The 23,931-nt window shown below is 66.5% G+C and carries 22 protein-coding genes and 1 pseudogene; 14 read left to right on the top strand and 9 right to left on the bottom strand.

Annotation, left to right across the window (positions count from 1 at the left end; genetic code table 11):
* Nucleotides 1-19: 19 nt before the first annotated feature.
* The 4 genes from ACQ858_RS09230 to ACQ858_RS09215 all read left to right on the top strand — a co-directional run bounded on the left by ACQ858_RS09230 (nucleotide 20) and on the right by ACQ858_RS09215 (nucleotide 4,972).
* A complete protein-coding gene (locus tag ACQ858_RS09230; RefSeq protein WP_431276398.1) occupies nucleotides 20-1,549 on the top strand; it encodes an ABC transporter ATP-binding protein in 1,530 nt (509 codons plus the stop codon).
* Nucleotides 1,546-2,604 (top strand): ABC transporter permease, encoded by a 1,059-nt coding sequence (locus ACQ858_RS09225; RefSeq protein ID WP_431276397.1) that lies wholly within the window; start codon nucleotides 1,546-1,548, stop codon nucleotides 2,602-2,604. Before ACQ858_RS09230 ends, ACQ858_RS09225 begins: the two co-directional genes overlap by 4 nt.
* Before the next feature lie 164 nt (nucleotides 2,605-2,768).
* Nucleotides 2,769-3,692 (top strand): ABC transporter permease, encoded by a 924-nt coding sequence (locus tag ACQ858_RS09220; protein ID WP_431276396.1) that lies wholly within the window; start codon nucleotides 2,769-2,771, stop codon nucleotides 3,690-3,692.
* Nucleotides 3,692-4,972 (top strand): amidohydrolase family protein, encoded by a 1,281-nt coding sequence (locus tag ACQ858_RS09215; protein ID WP_431276395.1) that lies wholly within the window; start codon nucleotides 3,692-3,694, stop codon nucleotides 4,970-4,972. Before ACQ858_RS09220 ends, ACQ858_RS09215 begins: the two co-directional genes overlap by 1 nt.
* Nucleotides 4,973-4,977: 5 nt before the next feature.
* On the opposite strand, the gene ACQ858_RS09210 is transcribed toward ACQ858_RS09215, so the two are convergent.
* On the bottom strand, nucleotides 4,978-6,003 hold the full coding sequence (locus ACQ858_RS09210; protein WP_431276394.1) for an AraC family transcriptional regulator: 1,026 nt from the start codon (nucleotides 6,001-6,003) through the stop codon (nucleotides 4,978-4,980).
* Between the two features lie 161 nt (nucleotides 6,004-6,164).
* Here ACQ858_RS09210 and ACQ858_RS09205 point away from each other — a divergent pair, with 161 nt between their 5' ends.
* The 3 genes from ACQ858_RS09205 to ACQ858_RS09195 all read left to right on the top strand — a co-directional run bounded on the left by ACQ858_RS09205 (nucleotide 6,165) and on the right by ACQ858_RS09195 (nucleotide 9,658).
* Nucleotides 6,165-7,595, top strand: coding sequence for an FAD-binding oxidoreductase (locus tag ACQ858_RS09205; RefSeq protein ID WP_431276393.1), 1,431 nt, complete (start codon nucleotides 6,165-6,167; stop codon nucleotides 7,593-7,595).
* 14 nt (nucleotides 7,596-7,609) lie between these two features.
* Nucleotides 7,610-8,860, top strand: a complete 1,251-nt coding sequence (locus ACQ858_RS09200) for a tetratricopeptide repeat protein (protein ID WP_431276392.1) — start codon at nucleotides 7,610-7,612, stop codon at nucleotides 8,858-8,860.
* A gap of 147 nt (nucleotides 8,861-9,007) precedes the next feature.
* The gene (locus ACQ858_RS09195) at nucleotides 9,008-9,658 is read left to right on the top strand and encodes a redoxin domain-containing protein (RefSeq protein WP_431276391.1); all 651 of its coding nucleotides are present in this window, start codon (nucleotides 9,008-9,010) and stop codon (nucleotides 9,656-9,658) included.
* A gap of 15 nt (nucleotides 9,659-9,673) precedes the next feature.
* Here ACQ858_RS09195 and ACQ858_RS09190 read toward each other — a convergent pair whose 3' ends face one another.
* From ACQ858_RS09190 to icd, 6 genes and pseudogenes are all read right to left on the bottom strand, one after another.
* Nucleotides 9,674-10,192 (bottom strand): GNAT family N-acetyltransferase, encoded by a 519-nt coding sequence (locus ACQ858_RS09190; RefSeq protein WP_431276390.1) that lies wholly within the window; start codon nucleotides 10,190-10,192, stop codon nucleotides 9,674-9,676.
* Between the two features lies 1 nt (nucleotide 10,193).
* Nucleotides 10,194-11,642 carry an exodeoxyribonuclease I gene (sbcB, locus tag ACQ858_RS09185; protein ID WP_431276389.1) on the bottom strand — a complete coding sequence of 483 codons (1,449 nt, stop codon included), beginning with the start codon at nucleotides 11,640-11,642 and terminating at the stop codon, nucleotides 10,194-10,196.
* A 2-nt stretch (nucleotides 11,643-11,644) separates the two neighbouring features.
* On the bottom strand, nucleotides 11,645-12,790 hold the full coding sequence (cls, locus tag ACQ858_RS09180) for a cardiolipin synthase (RefSeq protein ID WP_431276388.1): 1,146 nt from the start codon (nucleotides 12,788-12,790) through the stop codon (nucleotides 11,645-11,647).
* A 404-nt stretch (nucleotides 12,791-13,194) separates the two neighbouring features.
* Nucleotides 13,195-15,516 carry an ATP-dependent Clp protease ATP-binding subunit ClpA gene (gene clpA, locus ACQ858_RS09175; protein WP_431276387.1) on the bottom strand — a complete coding sequence of 774 codons (2,322 nt, stop codon included), beginning with the start codon at nucleotides 15,514-15,516 and terminating at the stop codon, nucleotides 13,195-13,197.
* 54 nt (nucleotides 15,517-15,570) lie between these two features.
* Nucleotides 15,571-15,929 (bottom strand): annotated as a pseudogene (gene clpS, locus ACQ858_RS09170) (ATP-dependent Clp protease adapter ClpS).
* Nucleotides 15,930-16,163: 234 nt separating this feature from the next.
* On the bottom strand, nucleotides 16,164-17,423 hold the full coding sequence (gene icd, locus ACQ858_RS09165) for an NADP-dependent isocitrate dehydrogenase (RefSeq protein WP_431276386.1): 1,260 nt from the start codon (nucleotides 17,421-17,423) through the stop codon (nucleotides 16,164-16,166).
* Between the two features lie 190 nt (nucleotides 17,424-17,613).
* Between icd and ACQ858_RS09160 the strand changes: the two genes are divergently transcribed.
* On the top strand, nucleotides 17,614-17,958 hold the full coding sequence (locus ACQ858_RS09160; protein ID WP_431276385.1) for a cell envelope biogenesis protein TolA: 345 nt from the start codon (nucleotides 17,614-17,616) through the stop codon (nucleotides 17,956-17,958).
* Nucleotides 17,959-18,137: 179 nt separating this feature from the next.
* Complete coding sequence (locus ACQ858_RS09155) at nucleotides 18,138-18,587, top strand: DUF192 domain-containing protein (RefSeq protein WP_431276826.1); 450 nt, start codon at nucleotides 18,138-18,140, stop codon at nucleotides 18,585-18,587.
* 62 nt (nucleotides 18,588-18,649) lie between these two features.
* Here ACQ858_RS09155 and ACQ858_RS09150 read toward each other — a convergent pair whose 3' ends face one another.
* Together ACQ858_RS09150 and xseA are read right to left on the bottom strand one after the other, a co-directional pair.
* Entirely contained in the window at nucleotides 18,650-19,231 is a 582-nt protein-coding gene (locus tag ACQ858_RS09150; RefSeq protein WP_431276384.1) for a superoxide dismutase, read from the bottom strand.
* A 48-nt stretch (nucleotides 19,232-19,279) separates the two neighbouring features.
* Nucleotides 19,280-20,593: an exodeoxyribonuclease VII large subunit gene (gene xseA / locus ACQ858_RS09145; protein WP_431276383.1), complete on the bottom strand. Its 1,314-nt coding sequence runs from the start codon at nucleotides 20,591-20,593 to the stop codon at nucleotides 19,280-19,282.
* Nucleotides 20,594-20,904: 311 nt separating this feature from the next.
* On the opposite strand from xseA, the gene ACQ858_RS09140 reads away from it, so the two are divergent.
* The 5 genes from ACQ858_RS09140 to kdsB are packed head-to-tail and all read left to right on the top strand — an operon-like array spanning nucleotide 20,905 to nucleotide 23,887.
* A complete protein-coding gene (locus tag ACQ858_RS09140) occupies nucleotides 20,905-21,537 on the top strand; it encodes a MotA/TolQ/ExbB proton channel family protein (protein WP_431276825.1) in 633 nt (210 codons plus the stop codon).
* 2 nt (nucleotides 21,538-21,539) lie between these two features.
* On the top strand, nucleotides 21,540-21,965 hold the full coding sequence (locus tag ACQ858_RS09135) for an ExbD/TolR family protein (RefSeq protein WP_431276824.1): 426 nt from the start codon (nucleotides 21,540-21,542) through the stop codon (nucleotides 21,963-21,965).
* Entirely contained in the window at nucleotides 21,941-22,951 is a 1,011-nt protein-coding gene (lpxK, locus tag ACQ858_RS09130) for a tetraacyldisaccharide 4'-kinase (RefSeq protein WP_431276823.1), read from the top strand. The genes ACQ858_RS09135 and lpxK overlap by 25 nt, the downstream gene beginning before the upstream one ends.
* Nucleotides 22,932-23,114: a Trm112 family protein gene (locus ACQ858_RS09125; RefSeq protein WP_431276382.1), complete on the top strand. Its 183-nt coding sequence runs from the start codon at nucleotides 22,932-22,934 to the stop codon at nucleotides 23,112-23,114. The genes lpxK and ACQ858_RS09125 overlap by 20 nt, the downstream gene beginning before the upstream one ends.
* The gene (kdsB, locus tag ACQ858_RS09120) at nucleotides 23,111-23,887 is read left to right on the top strand and encodes a 3-deoxy-manno-octulosonate cytidylyltransferase (protein ID WP_431276381.1); all 777 of its coding nucleotides are present in this window, start codon (nucleotides 23,111-23,113) and stop codon (nucleotides 23,885-23,887) included. Before ACQ858_RS09125 ends, kdsB begins: the two co-directional genes overlap by 4 nt.
* Nucleotides 23,888-23,931: the final 44 nt, after the last annotated feature.

Below are 23,931 nucleotides of genomic sequence, written 5' to 3'. Positions count from 1 at the left end.
GCGGCACGGGACGCCGCCAGTGACGGTCCTGTCGCTGCGCGGCATCACCAAGCGCTTCGGCGCGCTGGTGGCCAATGACGACATCTCGCTCGACCTGCAGCCGGGCGAGGTGCTCGCACTGCTCGGCGAGAACGGCGCGGGCAAGTCCACGCTGATGTCGATCCTGTTCGGGCACTACGTGGCCGATGCGGGGCATATCGAAGCCTTCGGGCGGCCGCTCGCGCCGGGCAATCCGAAGGCGGCGCTGGCCGCAGGCATCGGCATGGTGCACCAGCACTTCACGCTGGCCGACAACCTGAGCGTGCTCGACAACGTGATGATGGGCACCGAATCGCTCTGGCAGCCGTTCTCGCGGCGTTCCGCGGCACGCGCCAAGCTGCTGGACGTGGCCCGGCGCTTCGGGCTGCCGGTACAGCCGGATGCGATGGTGGGCAGCCTGTCGGTCGGCGAACGCCAGCGCGTGGAGATCCTCAAGGCGCTGTACCGCGATGCGCGCGTCCTGATCCTCGACGAGCCCACGGCGGTGCTGACGCCGCAGGAGAGCGAGGCCCTGTTCGGAACGCTCTCGCAGATGGTCGCGCAGGGCCTGTCGATCATCTTCATCAGCCACAAGCTCACCGAGGTGATGCGCGTGTCGCACCGCATCGCGGTGCTGCGCGGCGGCAGGCTGGTCGCCGAGGCGCACACCCGCGACACGACGCAGGCCCAGCTTGCGCTGTGGATGGTCGGGCATGCGATAGCAGGCACCGCGCGCAGACCCGCCAAACGCGTCGGCGATGCGGTGTGTGTTCTCGACCATGTGCGCACCGATGGCGACGGCCACGATCGGCTGCAGGATGTGACGCTCACGCTGCGCGCCGGCGAGATCACCGCGATCGCGGGGGTTTCCGGCAATGGGCAGGTCGCGCTCGCCGAATTGCTGAGCGGCACGCGCGGCGCGACTGCAGGCACGGTCAGGCTCATGGGGCGCGACCTTCCGCCCTCGCCCGCTCGGCTGGCGCTGCGCGGCGTCGCGCGCATTCCCGAGGACCGCCATGCGGTCGGCGTGATCGGCGACCTGCCGGTGTGGGAGAACGCAGTCTCCGAGCGCCTGCGCAGCCGCGCCTTCTCGCGCTGGCGGTTCTGGGTGCGGCGCGGCGCCGCGAAGGCGCACGCGCAGGCCGTCGAGAAGGCCTACGACGTGCGTGGCGGCGGGCTGGAATCGCCGGCACGGTCGCTCTCGGGCGGCAACATGCAGAAGCTGATCCTCGGGCGTGCGCTGCTGGCGCCGGCGTCGGTCGCGGCGCAGAACCGGCTCGCGCGGCTCATCGTCGCGCACCAGCCGACCTGGGGCCTCGACATCGGGGCGGTCGCCTACGTGCAACAGCAGCTGGTCGCTGCACGCGATGCGGGCGCCGCGGTGCTGCTGATCTCGGACGACCTCGACGAGGTGCTCACGCTCGGCGATCGCGTCGCGGTCATGCACTGCGGCCATCTCGGCGAGCCCCGCGCGGCCTCCGCCTGGACGCGCGAAGCGATCGGCCTGGCGATGGCGGGATCGAAGGCATGAGGCTGGAACGCCGCCATGAGATCTCCCGCACCGCGCTGCTGGTCGCACCGATCGGCGCGATCGCATTCACGCTGCTGGTGAGCACCCTGCTCGTGCTCTGGGCCGGAGCGCCGGTAGGCCGCACCTACGCGCTGCTGCTCAAGGGCGGCTTCGGCTCGGTCTTCGCATGGAGCGAGACGCTCACCCGCGCGATTCCGCTGATCCTGACCGGCCTTTCCGCGACGGTCGCTTTCAAGGCACGCCTTTTCAATATCGGCGCCGAAGGCCAGCTTTTTGCAGGCGCGCTGGCCGCGGTCGCGGTGGGCGGCATGCACGGCGGCACCGGCTTCGAGCTGCCGGTGTGGCTGCTGTTTCCGCTGATGATGCTGGCGGCTGCGATTGCGGGCGCGCTGCTGCTGCTCGGTCCCGCGCTGTTGAAGAACAAGCTCGGCGTGGACGAGGTCGTGACCACGCTGCTGATCAACTTCATCGTGCTGCTCGGCGTCTCGGCGATGCTCGACGGGCCGATGAAGGACCCGACCGCGATGGGCTGGCCGCAAAGCGTCTCGCTGCAGCCGGACCTCGAACTGGGCAAGCTGATCGCGCAGACGCGCGTGCACACCGGGCTGCTCTGGGCGGCTTCGCTGGCCGCGATCGTCTGGGCCCTTTTCAAGTACACGGTGATCGGCTTCGACATCCGCGCGGTGGGCGCGAATGCGCGCGCCGCCGCGTTCGCGGGCGTGCCGGTCACCCGCACCGTGGTGCTGGTCGCGCTGATCTCAGGCGCGCTCGCGGGACTGGCGGGCGCGATCGAAGTTGCAGGCCGTACCAGCTACGTGACACTGGACATGTCGCCCGGCTACGGCTACAGCGGCATCGTGATCGCGATGCTCGCGGGGCTCAATCCGTTGGGCGTGCTCGCGGCGGCGATCTTCGTTGCGGGCGTGCTGGTGGGCGCGGACACCATGAGCCGTGCGATCGGCGTGCCGACCTACATCGCGGACGTGATCGTCGCCGCGTCGCTGATCGCGGTGCTGGTCGCGACACTGCTCACGCAGTACCGTGTGAAAAAATGATCACCCCTAGCCTCGCCCACTTCGTGTGGCTCCGCACCCCTTCCAGGGGCAATCCCGGCGGCCCGGCCAAGCCGGTTCCGCGGGATCTCGCGAACGGCCCTCGCTTCGCGGGCCCGGCTTGTTGCATGCGAGGCGAGGGGCGCGCCGCCCTGTGATCAACTGACATGACCGAGCTGACGGACATTCTTTCCAACCTCTCGTTCTGGGTCGCGGTGCTGCGCATCGCCACCCCGCTGATCTTCGGCACGCTCGGCGTCCTGCTGTGCGAGCGGGCCGGCGTGCTGAACCTCGGCATCGAAGGAATCATGGTCGCGGGTGCGTTCGCCGGATGGCTGGCGGTCTATGCCGGCGCACCGCTCTGGGTGGGCGTGGGCGTGGCGGCGCTGACGGGTGCGGTATTCGGGCTGCTGCACGCCTTTCTCACCGTGGGGCTCGCACTGTCGCAGCATGTGTCGGGCCTGGGCATCACACTGCTCGCCACTGCACTGAGCTACTACGGCTACCGCGTGAGCTTTCCGAAGGTCAACACGCCCCCGACCGTCACGCCCTTCGCGCCGATGGAATGGCTGCACATCCCGGTGCTGGACGCGCAGACGCCGCTGACCCTGTTCGCGCTGCTGCTGGTGCCGGCGGTCGCCTACGTCCTCTACCGCACGCCGCTCGGCCTCGCGGTGCGCATGGTCGGCGAGAACCCGCAGGCGGCCGAAGGCCAGGGCGTGTCGGTCGCAGCCACGCGGACCGGCGCGATCATGGCCGGATCGGCGCTGATGGGCATCGCCGGTTCGTTCCTCACGCTGTCGGCGTTCAACGCCTTCTTCTTCCACATGATCAATGGGCGCGGCTGGATCTGCGTCGCACTGGTGGTGTTCGCATCGTGGCGACCCGGCAAGGCACTGCTCGGCGCGCTGCTTTTCGCGTTCTTCGATGCGCTCCAGTTGCGCCTGCAGCAGTCGGGCGACGCCTTGCTGCCCTACCAGATCTACCTGATGCTTCCGTATCTGCTGTCGATCCTTGCGCTCGTGCTCGTGGCGCGCAAGGCGAGCTACCCGCAAGCACTGATGAAACCGTACCGGAAGGGAGAACGTTGATGCTTGACCTGCTTGTTCAGAACGCCACCCTCCCCGACGGCCGGACCGGCATGTCGATCGCAGTGAACGATGGCTGTATCGCCGAAGTGACACCCGGCCTCGACGCGCCGGCCGCGCAGAAGCTCGACGCCGCCGGCCTGCTGGTCACGCCGCATTTCATCGACCCGCACTTCCACATGGACGCCACGCTGAGCTACGGCCTGCCGCGCGTCAACGAAAGCGGCACACTGCTCGAAGGCATCGCGCTGTGGGGCGAGCTCAAGCCGCTGCTGACGGCCGACGCCCTGATCGAACGCGCCCTGGCGTACTGCGACTGGGCGGTCGCCAAGGGCCTGCTCGCGATCCGCAGCCATGTGGACACCAGCGACCCCAGCCTGCTCGCGGTCGATGCGCTGCTCGAAGTCAAGCGCCGCGTGGCGCCGTATCTCGATCTTCAGCTGGTCGCTTTTCCGCAGGATGGGGTGCTGCGCACAAAGGGCGGCGTCGAGAGCCTGAAGCGCGCGCTCGACAAGGGCGTGGACGTGGTCGGCGGCATCCCGCATTTCGAACGCACCATGGCCGATGGCGCCGCGAGCGTGAAGCTGCTGTGCGAGATCGCCGCCGAGCGCGGCAAGCTGGTGGACATGCATTGCGACGAATCGGACGACCCGCATTCGCGCCACATCGAAACGCTGGCCTATGAGGCGCAGCGCCTCGGGCTGCACGGACGCGTGACCGGCTCGCACTGCACCTCGATGCATTCGATGGACAACTACTATGTGAGCAAGCTGCTGCCGCTCATCGCCGAAAGCGGCGTCAGCGTGATCGCGAATCCGCTCATCAACATCACGCTGCAGGGCCGGCACGACAGCTATCCCAAGCGACGCGGCATGACGCGCGTGCCGGAACTGATGATGGCCGGCGTCAACGTCGCCTTCGGCCACGATTGCGTGATGGACCCGTGGTACGGCATGGGCTCGGGCGACATGCTCGAAGTCGCGCACATGGGCCTGCACGTGGCGCAGATGACGAGCCAGGCCGGCATCCGGCAGTGCTTCGATGCCATCACGACGAACGCGGCGAAAGTCCTCCACCTCGAAGGCTACGGGCTGGCGCCGGGCTGCGACGCGAGCTTCGTGCTGCTGCAGGCGCGCGATCCGGTGGAGGCGATACGCCTGCGCGCGACGCGGCTCAAGGTGTATCGCAAGGGCAAGCTGCTGGCCGAGACGCCGGCAGCCACCGCGGCGCTGCATGTGCCGGGGCGCGCTGCATCGACCGCCTGGATGATTCCGCGTGCCTGACCGGATCAGGCCGCATCCGCCGCGTCATGGTCGCGGCGCCACTCCCCGGGCGGCTTGCCGACCAGCCGCTTGAAGGCACGCGCAAACGCGGCCTCGGACTCGTAGCCCACGTCGAGCGCGATCGCCGCCACCGTCGCCCGCGTTTCGAGCAGCAGGCGCGCGGCCGCCTGCATCCGCCATTGCGCGAGGTACTGGATCGGCGGGATGCCCACCAGATGCGCGAAGCGGTCGTGCAGCGCCGAACGCGACAACCCCACCTGGCGCCCCAGTTCGTCGATCGTCCAGTCCTGCGCGGGCTGCTCGTGCATCAGCGCCAGTGCGCGCCCGACGAAGCGGTCGCGCAGGCCGGCGAGCCAACCGGCGCTTTGCGTGGGCAGGCTGTCGGCATAGCGGCGTACCGCGTCGACGAACATCATCTCGCTCATCCGGGCCAGCATCGCCTCGCCGCCGGGACGCCTGGCATGCGACTCCGACACCGCCTGCTGCGTGAACTGCGCGATCCACGCGCCGTCGCCGCTCGCGCGCAGATGCAGGAGGCGCGGCAGCGCATCGATGAGCGGATTGAAGGGCTGCAGGTCGCATCCCAGAAAGCCGCAGACGATGGTCACGTCCGCGTCGGCCTCGACATGCGGCGCCCATTCCGGCGACGCCGAATGGGTGACGCACGCGCCGTTGTAGGCCACGCCCAGCGGAAGCTGGCCGATGCCGTCCACGCCCGGGAACCAGCCCAGGCCCGCATCGCCGCGCATGCCCGGTGCGCTTGACACCACGTGGGCGTCGCCGTGCGGAAACATGACGACGTCGCCGGCCAGAAGATGCGCCGAAGGTCCACCGGGAATGCCGGCCCAGCAACTGCCCCTGGCGACCGCGTGGTACTCGATCACGTGATCGACGCCGCGCATCAGCACGGGCGCGAGCTCGCGGGCGGGCGGCGCCTCCGCGGCCCAGTCGCTGGTGCCGCTGACGCTGAAGAACACCGCGCCGCGAAGCCGCACGCCGCGCAGCACGTCAGAGAGCGTGTCCTGGCTCATGGGTCACCCCGCAAACCGATCCGCCCGCAACGCAGGACGATCGGACAAAAGGCGCGGACTTCAAGTAAGGCGCGCTGCCGCACGAAGGGAAAAATTCCCCCACTCGCCGCACAGCGATCACGGCGACCGGGTCTTCATCCTTTTCTTCCGAGGAGCAGCTCATGCCATCGTTGACCTACCTTACGCTGGACAAGGACGTCCGGCAAGTCCAGCAGTCCGACGTCGAGGCCTTCGCCGCGCAGATCAAAGGCGGTGTCCTGCGCCTGGGCGACGCGGGCTACGACGAGGCCCGCAAAATCTGGAACGCCACCGTCGACCGCCGCCCCGCGCTGATCGCCAAATGCATCAGCGACGCCGACGTTCAGGCCGGCGTGCGATTCGCCGCCCGGCAGCGGATGCTTCTGAGCGTGCGAGGCGGCGGGCACCACATCGCGGGCAACGCGGTGGCCGAGGGTGGGCTGATGCTCGACATGTCGGGCATGAAGACGGTCGAGGTCGATGCATCGACGCGCACCGCGCGCGTCGATGCGGGCGCACTCCTGAGCGACTTCGACAAGGCGGCGCAGGCGCATGGTCTCGCGACGCCGCTGGGCATCAACTCGACGACCGGGGTCGCGGGCCTCACGCTGGGCGGCGGCTTCGGCTGGCTCACGCGGCGCTACGGGCTCACCGTGGACAACCTCCTCGGCATCGACGTGGTCACCGCGGACGGCGTGAAGCGCACAGCCTCCGCGACCTCCGAGCCCGAGCTCTTCTGGGCGATGCGCGGCGGCGGAGGCAACTTCGGCGTGGCGACCTCGTTCGAGTTCAAGCTGCATCCGGTCGGGCCGCAGGTGTACTCGGGATTGGTGGTCTACCCCTTTGCGCAGGCGCAGAAGGTGCTGCGCGCGTGGCGCGACTTCAACAAGAGTTCGCCCGACGAACTGAGCGTCTGGACCGTGATGCGCAAGGCGCCTCCGCTGCCCTTCCTCCCCGAATCGGCCCATGGAACCGAGGTGGTGATCTTCCCGCTGGTGTACTGCGGCGAGATGAAGGACGGCGAAGGCGCCGCCGCGCCGGTGACGAAGTTCGGCGATCCGATCGCGGTCGCGCTGGGGCCGAACCCCTACGCGGGCTTCCAAACGGCGTTCGATCCGCTGCTCGCGCCCGGCAGCCGCAACTACTGGAAGTCCAACAATTTCAGCCAGCTCAGCGACGGTGCGATCGACATGCTGATCGCGAACATCGGCCGCCTACCGGGGCCGCAGTGCGAAATCTTCATGGCGCAACTCGGCGGCGCGATGGGGCGGGTGAAGCAGTCGGAAACCGCCTTCCCCGCCCGCGATGCGAACTACATCATGAACGTGCACGGCCGCTGGTCCGATCCGGGTGACGACGACAAGGTGCGAGACTGGGCACGCCGCGTCTTCCAGGAAGCCGCACCGCACGCGACCGCGAGCGGCTATGTCAATTTCCTGACCGAAGACGAGGCCGAGCGGGTGGAAGGCAGCTACGGCGCGAACTACGCGCGACTGCAGGCGGCCAAGCGGAAGTACGACCCGGACAACCTCTTGCGCATGAACCTCAACATCGCACCGTCCGCGGTGCACTAGCAGGAGCGCAAGGCGTGAGCGCCCTCGACCATCGCGGCTGCAGCATCACAGGCGCCACGCCCGGTGCACTCGCCGCCTACGAGCGCGCGCTCACCGCATTCCAGGGCTGGCGCACCGGCGTCGATGCGGAACTGGCGACCGCACTGCGCGAAGCCCCGGACTTCGTGATGCCCCATGTGTTGCGCGCCTACCAGCTGATCTGCAGCCGCGATCCGCGACAGGTGCGAAAGGCGCATCCCGTACTCGCCCGGGCGGCCACCCTCACGGCCAACCCGCGCGAACAGTTGCATCTCGCCGCCATCGCCGCCGCATTGGCCGACGATTACGAAGGCGCGAAGACGCGGCTTGGCGAACTGCTCGGCGAGCATCCGAGGGACGCGCTCGCGCTGCAGGTGGCGCATACGTTCGACCACGTCACCGGCGACGAGGCTCACATGCGGCACCGCGTGGCATCGGTGCTGCCTGCCTGGTCGGCAGACCTGCCGGGCTATCACACGATCCTTTCGATGCATGCCTTCAGCCTGGAGGAAAGCGGCGAGTACGCGCACGCGCAAGACGTGGCGCTCGCCGCTCTCGAACTCGACCCCGACGACGCCCGCGCCCACCACGCGATGGCGCACATCTTCGAGATGACCGAGCAGGCCGACGCCGGGGTGCGCTGGATGCGCCGGCACATCGCCGCATGGAGCGAAGGCACCGTCGTGGCGACGCACTGCTGGTGGCATCTCGCGCTTTTTCATCTGGCGCGCGCCGAGTGGGCGCATGCGCTCGCGATGTACGACCAGCGTGTGCGTGCAGGCCATTCGATGGCGATCACCGATCTGATCGACGCCGCGGCGCTGCTGTGGCGGCTCGACCTTCATCGCACCGATCTGGCCACGCGCTGGGCCGAACTCGCCGCCGCCTGGGCCGCGCACATCGACGATGGCTTCTGCAGCTTCAATGACCTGCATGGGGCGCTCGCCTTCGTCGGCGCGCGCGATTGGGGCCTGGCGCAACGGCTGGAGCGGTCGCTGATCGACGCGCAATCCAGGCCGACGCGCCACGGAATCGCCACGCGCCAACTCGGCCTCGCATCGTGCCGCGCGATGATGGCCTTCGGGCACGGCGACGACTCGCTCGCAATCACGCTGCTGGCCAGCCTGCCGGCGCTGGCCCATCGGCTCGGCGGCAGCCATGCCCAGCGCGACGTGCTGCACCTCACGCTGCGCGAAGCGGTCGAGCGGGTCTGCGCCGCCGCCTGCCGCTGGCTGCAGGACGCCTGATCGCCGGATGGCAACTGACGGTGCAGATCGTTACAGACGGCCACCGGTCTCCCGCGCGCCCCGGGCTGCAGCCCTCTGGCGATGCCGCCCGCGGCGTGGTAATTTGCGTGACTCTGCTTCTGCGTCAGAGGCGCGAAGGAGTCCGCTATGACGACGGCGATGAACCCGCCCGTGGCACCCGGCGAACCGGCCCCCGACTTTGCGTTGCCGGCGGTGGCCGATGCCGACACCATCTCCCTGGCCGACTATCGCGGGCGAAGTCCCTTGTTCCTGGCGCTTCTGGTGGGCCTGTGGTGCCCCTTCTGCCGACGGCAACTGGTTCAGCTCGGCGCGCTGGACGGCAAGCTGAAGGCCTTGAGCGTCGAGAGCCTCGCGGTGGTCGCCACCGCGCCGGAGAATGCGCGGCGCTATTTCAAGTTCAGGCCGACGCGGCTGCGGCTCGCCTCCGATCCCGAGCTGTCGACGCACCGCGCCTACGGCGTGCCGAAACCCGAGCCCACGCCCGAACTGGTCCAGGCACTGGGGCAACTGCGCGTGAACCCATTCGGCGACCTGCCCGAGCCGCTGCCGATCGCCGAAGCTGCCAAGCTGATGCAGGATCTGGACGGCTACGTCAACACGCCGACCGATGACGCCGATGTGGGAAAGCAGTGGCCGCAGCTCAAGGCCTATTTCATGATCGACCGCGACGGCATCGTGCGCTGGGCGGACATCGAATGCAGCACCGAAGGCCTCGGAGGCATCGGCAAGCTGGCATCGGAGGACGTGATCCTCGGCGCCGCCCGCGCGCTGCACTGAAGCGAGCCGGCGGCCTCAGTCCAGCGCCGCCACGGCGCACCACATGTGCACCTTCGAGAGGTAGACGCCCCCGAGCGCGACCGCGAAGGGTTCGACGCCGAACGGTGTGAAGCCGCAGTGCGCATAGAGCGTCTGCGCCGCGGCATTGCCTTCGGTCACGGTGAGCTGGACGACCCGGACGCCCTCCCGCGCAGCCGCTTCATCCAGCAGGGCGAGCACCAGTTGCCGCCCGAAGCCGGCGCCGCGCGCCGACGGCACCACGTACATGCCGAACAGGTCGGCCTTGTGCCGCGCCTTCTCCCGCGCCTGGAACTGCAACCCGGCCGCGCCCGCGAGCACGTCGCCGACGAATACACCGAACACCACCTGTTCGGCTGCCGGCGAAGCATCGAGCCGCTTCTCCCACCATGACAGCGGGAGCGCCTCCCGCTCCGTGGCCGTCGAGGTGAACGCATCCGGATGGCGCGCGTAGCCCTCGAGCATCAGGGCGCGATAGGCCTCGGCATCGGCAGGCAGCAGGCGGCGGATCGTCATGTCAGACCGCCGGTGCGATGGCCTCGGCGTACTCGTACAGCGCGCCGAGGATCGCCTCGCCACGCTCGTCGGTCTTTTCGGCGAGTGTGTCGATCTCCGCGAACAGCTCGTCGACATTGCGCGCGCCGCCTTCGCCTTCGAGCAGCCGCGCGACGCGATGGGCCTCCCAGCGCTCGGCCTCTTCCTCCGTCAGCGTGTCGACGAAATTGCGGGCGCGGTAGCGGAACAGCAGCTCTTCGAGCCTCGGATCGTCGAACGCGGTGCGTGCCTGCGCCTGCACGAGCTGCTCCGGCGACAGGCTGCGCAGTTGCGTGAGCCGCCGGCGATCGCCGTTGCCGACGAACCCGCCATAGAGGTCCTCGTCGACATCGGGCGTGCCTTCCCTCGGACGCTCGAAGACACGCGCCCAGATGCTGCTCATGTCGGGCAACGAGGCCGCGATGGCCGCGTGGCGCAGGGCTGCCGCCATGTCGATGCCCCAGCGCGTGGCCATCGCCGGTTCGAGCGTGCGCAGGTTGCCGACCACCATCGGCGACTTGTTCAGGTGGACGCTCTTGATCGGAAGCCGCGTCACGCCTTCGGGCAGATCGGCGCCTCGCGTGAACAGGCGCAGCCGCATCGTCTCGACGTCGAGCCCGGCCAGCTCGCTCGGATCGTGCGCGAGGTCCCAAGCGAGCAGTTCGTTCCGGTTGGTCGGGTGGCTCGCCAACGGCCACATGACCGCAAGGCATCCGCGCTCCGCCGGGAACATCCCCGAGACGTGCAGGAAGGGCCGCATGCCCTCCTTCGTCGCCGGAAGCCCCAACTCGCTCGCCACGCGATCCTTTCGGTGCAGCGCGAACGCGAAGTCGAACAGCCGCGGCTGCCGGTCGCGAATCAGGCGCGCGAGCGCGATGGTCGCGCGGACGTCGGACAGGGCATCGTGCGCCGCTTCATGCACGAGGCCATTGGCGCGGGCCAGATCCTCGAGCTTGAAGCTTTGGCTGCCGTCCGGCTTCTTCGGCCATTCGATGCCGTCGGGACGCAGCGCGTAGGTCAGGCGCACCACGTCGAGCAGATCCCACCGGCCGCAGTCGTTCTGCCACTCGCGCGCGTAGGGGTCGATGAGGTTGCGCCAGAAGAGAAAGCGCGTCACCTCGTCGTCGAAGCGGATCGTGTTGTAGCCCACGCCGATCGTGCCCGGCTGCGAGAAGGCACGTTCGATCTGCGCCGCGAATTCATGCTCGGGCAATCCGAGCTCGAGGCACTGCTGCGGCGTGATGCCGGTGATCAGGCAGGCCTCGGGGCTCGGCAGGTAGTCGGGCGCGGGTTTGCAATAGATCATCAATGGCTCGCCGACCTCGTTGAGCTCGGCATCGGTGCGGATCGCGGCGAACTGCGACGGTCGGTCGCGGCGCGGCACGGCACCGAAGGTTTCGTAGTCGTGCCAGAGAAAGGTGTGAGGAGCCATCGTCAAAGCAAAGGAGAAAACAAACGCGCCGAGGCTTCACCCAGGCGCCGCGGGAAAGTCTGGCGCCGGTTGGCGCGCACCGGCGAGGCATTGCGCAGATCGGTCTGGAACTGCGCCACGAGCGCGCCGGTGAGCGCCGGCCCGTAGATCACGGCGGACACCTCGAAGTTGAGCCTGAAGCTGCGGTTGTCGAAGTTCGCGGTGCCGATCATCGCGCAGCTGTCGTCCACCACCAGCGTCTTGGAATGCAGCATCCGGGCCTTGTATTCCCAGATCTTGACGCCGGCGGCGATCAGTTCGTCGTAGTACGAGCGCGCGGCCGCGCTCACGACGAGCGAATCGCTGCGCCGCGGCACCATCAACCGCACGTCAACGCCACGCAGCGCGGCACTCGTGAGCGCCATCAACGCCGGCTCGGTCGGCACGAAATACGGCGTGGTGAGCCAGGCGCGTTGCTCCGCGGCATGGATCGCATCGACCTGGATGCGGTGGATCGCCTCGAGGGCGCTATCGGGTCCGCTGGTGACGATCTGCACCGGAATGTCGCCGACACCCTCCTCGGCCTCGACGCGCGGGAACATGCTGTCGATCGCCTTGTGCACATGCCGCAGCGGCTCGCCGGTGGCGTAGGTCCAGTCCTCGATGAAAGTGGTCTGGAGCCAGCGAACGGCGCTCCCCTCGATCCTCAGGTGGACGTCGTGATACGCATCCGGGCGGATGCGCGCATCTTCCTCGTCCGTGATGTTGACGCCGCCGGTGAAGCCGATGCGCCCGTCGCAAACGACGATCTTGCGGTGGGTGCGGTAGTTGATCACCGGGCGCAGGCGGCGACCGATGCGGGTGTCATGGAACAGCGCCACCTGGATGCCCGCCTCGCGCATCGGCGCCATGAACTTGCGGCCGATGCGCTTGGACCCGAGTGCATCGAGGAGCAGGCGCACCGTCACGCCTTCGCGCGCGCGCTCGATCAGCAAGTCGCGCAGCGCGGTGCCGATGGTGTCGGGCTCGAAGATGTAGTACTCGAGATGCACGTGGTCGCGCGCCTGGCGAATGCAGTCGAAGATGACGTCGAAGGTCCGCGCGCCGCCCGACAGCAACTCGACCGAGGTCGCGCTCGACACCGGCAGCCCGCAGGCTGCCGTTCCCAATGCGGCCAGTTTTCGCAGGGTGGGCGGGGCGTTCTTCGATGCTTCTCGCAGCCTCGGCGATGTCGCCCGGCGCCTGCTCGATGGCACGGCTGCGAAGGCGCCTGAGCCGCTGCTTCTTCAGTCGCTGCGGCCCGAGGAAGTAGTAGATGAGGAATCCCACGAACGGCAGCAACGCGAGCGAGAGGATCCAGCTCATCGTCGACACCGGCGCGCGCTTCTGCATCACGATCCAGACCGAGAGGACCGCGATGTAGCCGCTCCACGCGAGGGAGAGGCCCGTTTTCCATTCCTGACTGAGCTCGGGGAGGATCAAGGCGAAAGGTGTGCGAACAGAAAAAAGGCCGGTAGCGCAATGCTACCGGCCTCGTGGGGCGGGAATTCCGCCGGAATGGCGGAAGCTGGCATCAGCCCGCTGCGGTTTCTTCCGCTTCCGGCTTTGAACGGCCTTCCTTCTTGGGCAGCGGCTGGATATCCAGCACGACCTCTTCCTTGTCGTCGAGATCGACCGTCAGGCGACCGCCGTCCTGCAGGCGACCGAACAGCAGTTCGTCGGCCAGGGCACGACGGATCGTGTCCTGGATCAGACGCTGCATCGGACGTGCGCCCATCAGCGGATCGAAGCCCTTCTTCGCGAGATGCTTACGCAGAGCGTCGGTGAACGTGACATCCACCTTCTTCTCGGCCAGCTGCGTCTCGAGCTGCAGCAGGAACTTGTCGACCACGCGCAGGATGATCTGCTCGTCCAGCGCCTTGAAGCTCACGATCGCGTCCAGGCGGTTGCGGAACTCCGGCGTGAAGAGGCGCTTGATGTCGCCCATTTCGTCGCCGGCCTGGCGCGGGTTCGTGAAGCCGATGGTCGACTTGTTCATCGTCTCGGCACCGGCGTTGGTGGTCATCACGATGATCACGTTGCGGAAGTCTGCCTTGCGACCGTTGTTGTCCGTCAGCGTTCCGTGGTCCATCACCTGCAGCAGCACGTTGAAGATATCGGGGTGCGCCTTCTCGATTTCGTCGAGCAGGAGAACCGCGTGCGGCTTCTTCGTGATTGCCTCGGTCAACAGACCGCCCTGGTCGAATCCGACGTAGCCCGGAGGCGCACCGATCAGGCGGCTCACGGCATGGCGCTCCATGTACTCCGACATATCGAAGCGGATCAGCTCGATGCCCATGATGTAGGCGAGCTGGCGGGCCGCTTCGGTCTTGCCGACGCCGGTCGGGCCGCTGAACAGGAACGAGCCGATCGGCTTGTCCTCGCGGCCCAGGCCCGAGCGGGCCATCTTGACCGCGGAGGCGAGCACTTCCAGCGCCTTGTCCTGGCCGAACACCACGCTCTTGAGGTCGCGCTCGATCGTCTGCAGCTTGCCGCGGTCGTCGTTCGACACGTTGGCCGGGGGAATGCGTGCGATCTTCGCGACGATTTCCTCGACCTCGGTCTTGCTGATGGTCTTCTTGCGCTTGTTCGCGGGCAGGATTCGCTGCGCCGCGCCAGCCTCGTCGATGACATCGATCGCCTTGTCGGGCAGGTGACGGTCATTGATGTACTTGGCGCTCAGCTCTGCGGCGGCCTGCAGTGCGGCCACGCCGTACTTCACGCCGTGGTGCTCCTCGAAGCGCGACTTGAGGCCCTTCAGGATATCGACCGTCTCGGCCACCGTCGGCTCGACCACGTCGACCTTCTGGAAGCGGCGAGACAGGGCCGCATCCTTTTCGAAGATGCCGCGGTATTCATTGAACGTGGTTGCGCCGATGCACTTGAGCTGGCCGCTGGAAAGCGCCGGCTTGAGCAGGTTGGACGCATCCAGGGTGCCGCCCGAAGCAGCGCCCGCGCCGATCAAGGTATGGATCTCGTCGATGAACAGGATCGCATTGGGCTTGTCCTTGAGCGACTTGAGCACGCCCTTGAGACGTTGCTCGAAATCGCCGCGGTACTTCGTCCCCGCGAGCAGCGCCCCCATGTCCAGCGAATACACGTTGGATTCCGCGAGGATCTCCGGCACGTCGCCCTGCGTGATGCGCCATGCGAGGCCCTCGGCGATCGCCGTCTTGCCGACACCGGCCTCACCGACCAGCAGCGGGTTGTTCTTGCGACGGCGGCAGAGGATCTGGATCACGCGCTCGACCTCGTACTCGCGGCCAATCAGCGGATCGATCTTGCCCTCCTTGGAGAGCTGGTTGAGGTTCTGGGTGAACTGCTCGAGAGGAGACGACTTCTCGTTCTTCTCGCCGCCGCCCTCCTCGCCCTCGCCGGACGACGCATCGCTGCTGCCCTTGGCCGCTTCCGGCGGGTCGCTCTTCTTGATGCCGTGGGCGATGAAGTTGACAACGTCCAGCCGCGTCACACCCTGCTGGTGCAGGTAGTACACGGCGTGCGAGTCCTTCTCGCCGAAGATCGCCACGAGCACGTTGGCGCCGGTGACCTCCTTCTTGCCGTTGCCGGTCGACTGCACGTGCATGATCGCGCGCTGGATGACGCGCTGGAAGCCCAGCGTCGGCTGGGTGTCCACGTCATCGGTGCCGGCGACCTGCGGCGTGTTGTCCTTGATGAAGTTGGTGAGCGACGCCCGGAGGTCGTCGACGTTCGCCGAGCATGCGCGCAGGACCTCCGCGGCACTCGGGTTGTCCAGCAAAGCGAGCAGCAAGTGCTCCACCGTGATGAACTCGTGGCGCTGCTGCCTGGCTTCGACAAAAGCCATGTGCAAGCTGACTTCCAGTTCCTGGGCAATCATGTGATTTCCTTTTGGCCTTGCTGTAAATATTCCGCAGATGGGTTGGAGAGCGATTTATTCAACCGGTTCGCTGACGCATTGCAGCGGATGTCCGGCCTGGTGGGCTGCCTCCATCACCTGATTCACCTTGGTCGCCGCCATGTCGCGGGAGTACACGCCGCACACGCCGCGTCCATCGAGATGGATCTTCAGCATGATCTGCGTGGCTGTCTCCCGGTCCTTGTTGAAGAACTGCTGGATCACGACGATGACGAACTCCATCGGCGTGTAGTCGTCGTTGAGCATCACCACCTGGTACATCTGGGGTGGCGCTGTCTTCTGCGGCCGCCGTTCAAGAACGACCGAGTCGCCATCGTCGCCGGCCGGCTTCGCAGCCGGTGGCGTCTTGGGGGTCGGGGGATTCTGGTAGCCATGAAAACCATTTTATAGAGCAGCCGCGCATTGCACTTGCGGCAGGGGGACAAGTGGTGGCGGCTTTGTGACATTCAAGGCGAATCGCGTGTGGAACCGGTCGTCGGCTCATGCAAACGCCGTGCCTCGCCGACCCGACACTCCCTCGTATATCGGCCGATCGCGGCAGAAAAAAGCCCCGGCGCCTTGCGACGCCGGGGCTTGGTGTTTGCAGGCCGAAAAGCGCCCGACGTGTCTTACATGTTGTCGATCATCACCTGTCCGAATCCGGAGCAACTGACCTGGGTGGCGCCTTCCATCAGGCGCGCGAAGTCGTAGGTCACCTTCTTGCTGATGATCGATTTCTCCATGGCGCTGATGATGAGGTCGGCGGCCTCCTTCCATCCCATGTGGCGCAGCATCATTTCGGCCGAAAGGATCTCGGAGCCGGGATTCACGTAATCCTTGCCCGCGTACTTGGGCGCGGTCCCATGGGTGGCCTCGAACATGGCGACGGTGTCGCTCAGGTTCGCACCGGGGGCGATCCCGATGCCGCCGACCTGCGCCGCGAGGGCATCGGAAATGTAGTCGCCGTTCAGGTTGAGCGTGGCGATCACGGTGTATTCGGCAGGTCGCAGCAGAATCTGTTGCAAGAACGCATCAGCGATCGAGTCCTTGACCGTAATTTCTTTGCCGGTTTTCGGGTTCTTGATCTTCATCCACGGGCCGCCGTCGATGAGTTCGGCGCCGAATTCCTTGGCCGCCAGACCGTAGCCCCAGTCACGGAACGAACCCTCCGTGAACTTCATGATGTTGCCCTTGTGAACGAGCGTCACGCTGGGCTTGTCGTTGTCAATGGCGTACTGGATCGCCTTGCGCACCAGACGCTCGGTGCCCTCGCGCGATACCGGCTTGATGCCGATGCCCGAGGTGTTCGGAAAGCGGATCTTCTTGACGCCGAACTCGTCCTGGAGAATCTTGATGAGCTTCTTCGCCTTCTCGCTTTCGGCTTCGAATTCGATGCCGGCGTAGATGTCTTCGGAGTTCTCGCGGAAGATCACCATGCGGGTCTTCTGCGGCTCCTTCACGGGGCTCGGCACGCCCTCGAAATACTGGATGGGCCGCAGGCAGACGTAGAGATCGAGTTCCTGGCGCAGCGCAACGTTCAGCGAACGGATTCCGCCGCCGACCGGCGTGGTGAGCGGCCCCTTGATGGACACCACATAGTCACGCACCGCCTGCAGCGTCTCGTCGGGCAGCCAGACATCCGGGCCGTAGACCTTGGTCGACTTCTCGCCCGCGTAGACCTCCATCCAGTGGATCTTCCTCTTGCCGCCGTACGCCTTGGCCACAGCCGCATCGACCACCTTGAGCATCACGGGCGTGATGTCGAGGCCCGTGCCGTCGCCTTCAATGAACGGAATGATCGGTTGATCAGGCACATTCAGCGAGTTGTCGGCATTCACAGTGATCTTTTGGCCCTCGGCCGGGACTTTGATGTGCTGATAGCTGGACATGGGGACAACGGCTCCGGATGAAATGAACACTGGAAGACACTGCGCTTCCGAGCGCCTGAATACCCTTAGAATTTTAGACGCAACCGGAGGAGCCTGAGGATCTGTCAACCACGGCCATATTGGCTCCGTTGTTGACAGACCTTCTGCTGGCCGGGAGGCGTTTTCAACCATTTCCAATGAGGAATCCGTAATGAGCAAAATTCTCGCAGCAACGATGGCCGGCCTGATCGCAGCCGGTGCTGGTCTGTTCTCGGTCAGTGCGTCCGCGCAGGGCCCTTCCACCTCGCAGGAAGCCGCTCCGCCCACCAACACCAAGCCGCAGCAACGCGCCCAGGAGCGTCGCTCCACCAAGCCGCAAGGCCAAGTCCGCCCGCAAGGCGGCGACACGGCCAAGACGGACGAAGGCAGCGGCGGTCTGACCCAGAACAAGGCAACGGAAGCCGGTCAGGCCCGCGCCGACACCCGCAGCGATCGTCGCCGCGACAAGAAGGGCAACGTTCGCAAGATGAACCCGCAAGGCGGCACGCCCGAGTAAGTCAGGGCTCGTCCCCAACGAAAAAGCGTTCCTGAGGGAACGCTTTTTTTGTCCCATGCATCAACTCGACCGTCAGCTTGCCGACAGCAATTCAGCCGAATTAGAGGTAAGCTCCCACCAATTGACCATGCCCGCGGACGCGGGCATTGTTGTTTGTGTCGCCGTTTGAAAGTCGTTCCATGTTTCAGCGCTTATTTGCTCTTCTTCTGTTGTCCACGTCTTTGAGTTTTGCGCACGCGCAGGAGCCGCAAAGCAATCTCCCCCACGTCCGGATAACGGCCGGCATGTATCAAATCGATGCACAAGTCGCGAAAACGCCCGAGGAGCGCCAGACCGGGCTGATGTTCCGCAAGGAGATGCCGCAATCCGAAGGGATGATCTTCGTGTTCGAGCAGCCGGCGACCCAGTGCTTCTGGATGAAGAACACACTGATTCCCCTCACCGCGGCCTTCGTGGCTGACGACGGCCGCATCGTGAATCTCGTGGACATGAAGCCGATGACCGAGGATTCGCACTGCTCCAAGGAGCCGGTGCGCTTCGTCCTCGAGATGAACCAGGGCTGGTTCGAACGCAAGAACATCAAGGCGGGCGCAAAGCTCGGCGGCGAACTGTTCGCAAAGAGCCGCTGACGTCCGAAAGGCAATAAAAAAGCCGACCCAGGGTCGGCTTTTTTCATTTCGGCGGACCGCAATCAGCCGAAGTTCTTCTCGACGAAGCCCCAGTTCACGAGCTTGGCGAGGAAGGTCTCGACAAACTTCTGGCGCAGGTTGCGATAGTCGATGTAGTAGGCGTGCTCCCAGACGTCGACGGTCAGCAGCGCCTTGTCGGCAGTGGTGAGCGGCGTGCCGGCGGCGCCGGTGTTCACGATGTCCACGGAGCCGTCCGCCTTCTTCACCAGCCAGGTCCAGCCCGAACCGAAGTTACCGACGGCCGACTTGACGAAGGCTTCCTTGAAAGCCGCGTAGTTGCCCCACTTGGCGTCGATCGCCTTGGCCAGCGCGCCGCTCGGCTCGCCGCCGCCCGCGGGCTTCATGCAGTTCCAGAAGAAGGTGTGGTTCCAGATCTGGGCCGCGTTGTTGTAGATGCCGCCGCTGGACTTCTTGACGATGTCCTCGAGCGTCATGTTCTCGAACTCCGTGCCCTTCTGCAGGTTGTTCAGATTCACCACGTACGCGTTGTGGTGCTTCCCGTAGTGGTACTCGAGAGTCTCCTTGGAGTACTCGGGCGCCAGCGCGTCCATCGCGTATGGCAGGGGAGGAAGAACGTGTTCCATGCTTTTTCTCTCGGGTTGGTTGTGGGATGGATGATTCTAGAAAGGAAATCACGGCCCCGACGTCGGACGCATTCCCATGGCCTGCGTTTGCAGGACCTTCAGATCGGCGCGGCCGTCGGCGAGATGCGCCTGCACTTCGTCGCCGGCGGCAAGTCGATCGACGCTGCTGACCGCATGGCCCTGCGCGTCCGTGATGAACGCATAGCCCCGCTGGAGCACGAGCCCCGGGTCCAGCAGCTTCAGTCGCAGCGATGCACGGTTCAGCAGCTCCTGATGACGGTCGAGCGCCACTCGAAGCCGGGACGGCAATCCGGCCTGGAGCACCTGCTGCGCATGGGCGAGCCGTGCCGTCTTTGCCTGCAAGGCGAAGTGCATGCGCTGGGCATGATGCGCGAGGCGCAGCCGCTGACGCCCCACCAGCTCCGAGGGACGGCCGAGCCGCCCCGCCGCCACGTCCAGACGCTGGTTCGACGCATCGAGCCTTGCGAGGATCGCGCCGCGCAAGCGCTCTTCGATCAACTCGAGCGCACCGATCCAGAGATCGCGCGGCGCCGCCACGAGCTCTGCGGCGGCGGTCGGGGTCGGCGCGCGGACGTCCGCACAGAAATCGGCGATCGTGAAGTCGGTTTCGTGGCCGACACCGCTGACGAGCGGCACCGGACTCCTCGCGATCGTCCTGGCCAGCGCTTCATCGTTGAAGGCCCAGAGATCTTCGATCGACCCACCGCCGCGTACCAGCAGGATGACGTCGACCTGCGGCTCCAGCGTGTAGAGCGCCTCCAGCGAACGCACGAGCTCCGCCGGTGCGCTCGCCCCCTGCACCGCTGCCGGAACGAACACCACCGGAATGTGCGGTACGCGCCTGCGCAATGCCGTCACGACGTCGTGAAGCGCTGCGGCACCGAGCGAGGTCACGAGTCCGATGGACCGCGGCATCGCCGGCAACGGTCGCTTCCGCGCGGCATCGAAGAGCCCTTCCGCCTCCAGCTTGGCCTTGCGCTGAAGGAACTGCTCGAAAAGCGCCCCCTGCCCCGCCCGACGCAGGCTCTCGACGATCAGCTGAAGATCGCCACGCGGCTCGTAGAGCCCGAGCCGGCCGCGCACCTCGACCTGGTCGCCATCGCGCGGCGCGAAGTCCAGCAGGCCGGCCGCGCGGCGGAACATGGCGCAGCGCAACTGCCCGTTCTGATCCTTCAGCGAGAAATAGCAGTGGCCGCTCGAGGCTCTTGAAAAGCCCGAGATCTCGCCTTTGACGGCGACCGGATTGAAGCGCGCTTCCAGCGCGTCCGCGACCGCTCGGCACAGGGCGCCCACGGCCCAGATGCGCACGCCGCCCGCAGGTGTTTGCTCACGTTCATTCATGCCGCATCGCTGTGACAGGGTGCGAATCTTCCACAAGCGCCCGTGACCCACCATGGCGAGGCGCCCCACACGCAACACACGCACGCGTTCTCGTACAAGTCATTGATTTCATTGAAGAAAGTACTGCCCAAATATCGCTCGATCCAGTGAAGCGTCCATCTGGCGCGGCTCCGGATGAGTTGCCCTGCGTGTTAATCACAAAGTTATCCACAGTTTCTGTGCGTCGATGCCTGTATGCGAAGGTCACCGAAACACGCGCCGGCTCGGTAGATAATCGCCGCGCATTTGCAGTCGATGGGCCGGAGGAATATTTGTTTTCCATCATAGTTGCTGCGGGCTGGCCGATCTGGCCGCTGCTCGCTTGTTCGGTCATTGGCCTGGCGCTTGTCATCGAGCGGTTTACCAGCCTGAAGACCTCGAAAGTCTTGCCACCCCAATTGCTCGATGAGGCCATCGCGGTCTCGCGCAATTCCGTTCCGGCCCCGGATGTTGTGACGAAGCTGGAACGCAATTCCAGCCTCGGCGAAGTCCTCGCTGCCGGCTTTCGTGCACTGAACTCCAACCCCGCTTCGAGCGAGGACGATCTGCGCGTTTCGATGGAGGCCGCGGGCCGCGTGGTGGCACACCGGCTCGAACGCTATCTGCCGGCGCTCGCAACGATCGCGTCCGCCGCACCGCTCTTGGGCCTGCTCGGCACGGTGATCGGCATGATCGAGATCTTCGGCTCGCAGTCCCCGGCCAGCGGCGCCGTCGGCTCGGGCAACCCTGCCCAGCTCGCGCATGGCATCTCGATCGCGCTTTACAACACGGCTTTCGGCCTGATCATCGCGATCCCGGCACTCATCTTCTGGCGCTATTTCCGCAGCCGGGTCGACGAGTACCTGCTGAACCTCGAACTCGCGGGCGAACGCTTCGCCCGTCACCTGAACACGCTGCGCCGATGAGGATGCACTTCCGCCACGGCTCGCGCGAGGAGCCCGAGATCAACCTGATCCCGTTCATCGACGTCCTGCTCGTCGTGCTGATCTTCCTGATGCTGTCGACCACCTACAGCAAGTTCACCGAAATGCAGCTGCGGCTGCCGGTGGCCGATGCCGAGGCGCAGCGCGACTATCCCAAGGAAGTGATCGTTGCCGTGTCGGCCGATGGGCGCTACTCGGTCAACAAGACGCCCCTGCCCGACCGCAGCGTCGAGGCCGTCACGGCCGCCCTGACGGCCGCGGCGAGCGGCGGGAAGGACAACGTCGTCATCATCAGCGCCGACGCCAGCGCGGCGCATCAATCCGTGATCACCGTCATGGAGGCTGCACGGCGCGCGGGCCTCATGCAGATCACCTTCGCGACGCAATCGGCCGCCCAGGCGGGACGATAGCCTTGGCTTCGTTGCAGCATGCCTGGCTGCGCCGCGGCGCGCTGGCGTGGCTGCTGTGGCCACTCTCTGTCCTCTACGGCGGGCTGACCGCCTTCAGGCGCACCCTTTTCCGGTTCGGCATCCTGCGAACCGAGCGCCTTGGCGTACCGGTCGTCGTGGTGGGTAACGTCGTCGCCGGTGGATCGGGAAAGACACCGGTCGTCATGGCCATCGCACGCCATCTGCAGTCACGGGGCATCCGGGTGGGCGTCGTGTCGCGCGGCCATGGCCGATCGACGACCGGTTGCCGTGAAGTGCTGGACGACAGCGCACCCGCCGATGCCGGCGATGAGCCGTTGCTGATACGACGCTCGACCGCTGCCCCGGTGTTCGTCGCTGAGCGGCGCGTCGAGGCCGGGCGAGCCCTTCTCGCACGGCATCCCGATACGCAGGTCATCGTCAGCGATGACGGCCTGCAGCATCTCGCGATGGCACGCAACATCGAGATCTGCGTCTTCGATGACCGCGGCACCGGCAACGGATGGCTGCTTCCGGCGGGACCGCTGCGCGAGAGGTGGCCGCGCCCTTGCGATCTCGTTCTGCATACCGGCCTGAATCCGGCTTTCGCGGGCTTCACGGCCACGCGGTCGCTCGCCGACTACGCGCTCAAGAGCGATGGCACCCGGGTGCCGCTGGTCGAACTCGCCGATCAGCGGCTCGCAGCCGTCGCCGCGATCGCGAAGCCCGAGGCCTTTTTCGACATGCTGGGACAGCGCGGCTTGCGCCTCCAGCGGTGCATCGCGCTGCCGGACCATCACGATTTCGAGGACTGGACGCCTTCGGCAACACGGGGCTGCACGGTGCTGTGCACCGAAAAGGACGCCGCAAAACTCTGGCGCAAGGCACCCGATGCGCTCGCGGTGCCGCTTCTGTTCGAGCCCGAGCCCGCCTTCTTCTCCGCGCTCGACGCAAAGCTATCATCGACCGATGGACACCAAGCTGCTTGAACTGCTCGTCTGCCCCGTGACCAAGGGCCCGCTCATCTGGAACCCCGAGAAGCAGGAACTCGTCTCACGCAGCGCACGTCTGGCCTACCCGGTGCGCGACGGCATTCCGGTACTGCTGGAAAACGAAGCTCGCCCTCTGACGGACGAAGAACTGGGCCTTTGATCTTGAGCACGAAGTTCGTCGTCCTGATCCCCGCCAGGCTCGCCTCGACCCGCCTGCCCGACAAACCGCTGGCCGACATCGCCGGACTGCCCATGGTGGTGCGCGTGGCGCAGCGCGCGCGGGAATCGGCCGCCCTGCGCGTCGTGGTGGCCGGCGATGACGCCCGCATCGTCGAGGCGTGCGAAGCGCACGGCGTCGAAGCGCTGCTCACGCGCAAGGACCACGCCAGCGGCAGCGACCGCCTGTCGGAAGCCTGCACCCGGCTGGGCCTTGCGGACGATGCGATCGTGGTCAACGTCCAGGGCGACGAGCCCCTGATCGAGGCCTCGCTCATCGACGCGGTGGCCCGAACGCTGTCGGATCACCCCGGCGCGGCGATGAGCACCGCGGCGCATGCCATTGATTCGCCGGAGGAATTCGCCAACCCCAACGTCGTCAAGACCGTCCTGGACGCGCGCGGCTACGCGCTCTACTTCAGCCGGGCGCCGATCCCCTGGTGGCGCGACGGCTTCGCCGACGGCGGGCCGAACAAGCTGCCGCCCTCTCCGCCGGCATTGCGACACATCGGGATCTACGGCTACCGGGCCGGCTTCGTCCGGCAGTTTCCGAGCCTTCCCCCGGCGCCGGTCGAAGGCACGGAGGCACTCGAACAACTGCGTGCGCTCTGGCATGGCCACCGTATCGCGGTGCACATCAGCGAACACGCGCCCGGCCCCGGCATCGACACGCCGGACGATCTTGCGCGCGTCCGAGCCCTTTTCGGCGCGGGCTAGCCGCCGGGCCCATCGGGGGGCCATGCTATCCTCGAAAGAACTCC

The sequence above is a fragment of the Variovorax ureilyticus genome, assembly GCF_050632185.1.
GTDB classification, from domain to species: Bacteria; Pseudomonadota; Gammaproteobacteria; order Burkholderiales; family Burkholderiaceae_C; genus Variovorax; species Variovorax ureilyticus_A.
This window is presented reverse-complemented; position numbering and strand designations above follow the sequence as displayed.

Bases quoted from the DNA above. Each gene is read 5' to 3' on its own strand.
- icd (WP_431276386.1), bottom strand. From the start codon at position 17,423: ATGTCCAGCTATCAGCACATCAAAGTCCCGGCCGAGGGCCAAAAGATC.
- ACQ858_RS09210 (WP_431276394.1), bottom strand. From the start codon at position 6,003: ATGAGCCAGGACACGCTCTCTGACGTGCTGCGCGGCGTGCGGCTTCGC.
- ACQ858_RS09215 (WP_431276395.1), top strand. From the start codon at position 3,692: ATGCTTGACCTGCTTGTTCAGAACGCCACCCTCCCCGACGGCCGGACC.
- ACQ858_RS09160 (WP_431276385.1), top strand. From the start codon at position 17,614: ATGAGCAAAATTCTCGCAGCAACGATGGCCGGCCTGATCGCAGCCGGT.
- sbcB (WP_431276389.1), bottom strand. From the start codon at position 11,642: ATGGCTCCTCACACCTTTCTCTGGCACGACTACGAAACCTTCGGTGCC.
- ACQ858_RS09155 (WP_431276826.1), top strand. From the start codon at position 18,138: ATGTTTCAGCGCTTATTTGCTCTTCTTCTGTTGTCCACGTCTTTGAGT.
- ACQ858_RS09225 (WP_431276397.1), top strand. From the start codon at position 1,546: ATGAGGCTGGAACGCCGCCATGAGATCTCCCGCACCGCGCTGCTGGTC.
- ACQ858_RS09190 (WP_431276390.1), bottom strand. From the start codon at position 10,192: ATGACGATCCGCCGCCTGCTGCCTGCCGATGCCGAGGCCTATCGCGCC.
- ACQ858_RS09205 (WP_431276393.1), top strand. From the start codon at position 6,165: ATGCCATCGTTGACCTACCTTACGCTGGACAAGGACGTCCGGCAAGTC.
- ACQ858_RS09195 (WP_431276391.1), top strand. From the start codon at position 9,008: ATGACGACGGCGATGAACCCGCCCGTGGCACCCGGCGAACCGGCCCCC.
- ACQ858_RS09220 (WP_431276396.1), top strand. From the start codon at position 2,769: ATGACCGAGCTGACGGACATTCTTTCCAACCTCTCGTTCTGGGTCGCG.
- xseA (WP_431276383.1), bottom strand. From the start codon at position 20,593: ATGAATGAACGTGAGCAAACACCTGCGGGCGGCGTGCGCATCTGGGCC.
- ACQ858_RS09150 (WP_431276384.1), bottom strand. From the start codon at position 19,231: ATGGAACACGTTCTTCCTCCCCTGCCATACGCGATGGACGCGCTGGCG.
- ACQ858_RS09135 (WP_431276824.1), top strand. From the start codon at position 21,540: ATGCACTTCCGCCACGGCTCGCGCGAGGAGCCCGAGATCAACCTGATC.
- clpA (WP_431276387.1), bottom strand. From the start codon at position 15,516: ATGATTGCCCAGGAACTGGAAGTCAGCTTGCACATGGCTTTTGTCGAA.
- ACQ858_RS09125 (WP_431276382.1), top strand. From the start codon at position 22,932: ATGGACACCAAGCTGCTTGAACTGCTCGTCTGCCCCGTGACCAAGGGC.